Below are 432 nucleotides of genomic sequence, written 5' to 3'. Positions count from 1 at the left end.
TCTAATCCTGTTCGCTCCCCACGCTTTCGCTCCTCAGCGTCAGTAACGGCCCAGAGACCCGCCTTCGCCACCGGTGTTCTTCCTGATATCTGCGCATTCCACCGCTACACCAGGAGTTCCAGTCTCCCCTACCGCACTCAAGTCAGCCCGTACCCACCGCACGCCCCCAGTTAAGCCAGAGAATTTCACGGCAGACGCGACAAACCGCCTACAAGCTCTTTACGCCCAATAATTCCGGATAACGCTTGCGCCCTACGTATTACCGCGGCTGCTGGCACGTAGTTAGCCGGCGCTTCTTTACCCACTACCCTCACCACAACCCACAGTTGCGGCTTGACCATGAGCGAAAGAGGTTTACAACCCGAAGGCCGTCATCCCTCACGCGGCGTCGCTGCATCAGGCTTGCGCCCATTGTGCAATATTCCCCACTGC

At 58.3% G+C, this 432-nt stretch carries 1 rRNA gene; it reads right to left on the bottom strand.

Features of this window, described 5'->3' with window-relative positions:
• Window positions 1-432 (bottom strand): 16S ribosomal RNA (locus KFE26_RS23675); the annotation flags it as partial.

The organism is Shewanella sp. M16 (assembly GCF_018224605.1).
Lineage (GTDB): Bacteria > Pseudomonadota > Gammaproteobacteria > Enterobacterales > Shewanellaceae > Shewanella > Shewanella oncorhynchi.
The sequence above is the reverse complement of the archived record's forward strand: the minus strand, read 5'-3'. Positions and strand labels throughout refer to the sequence as shown.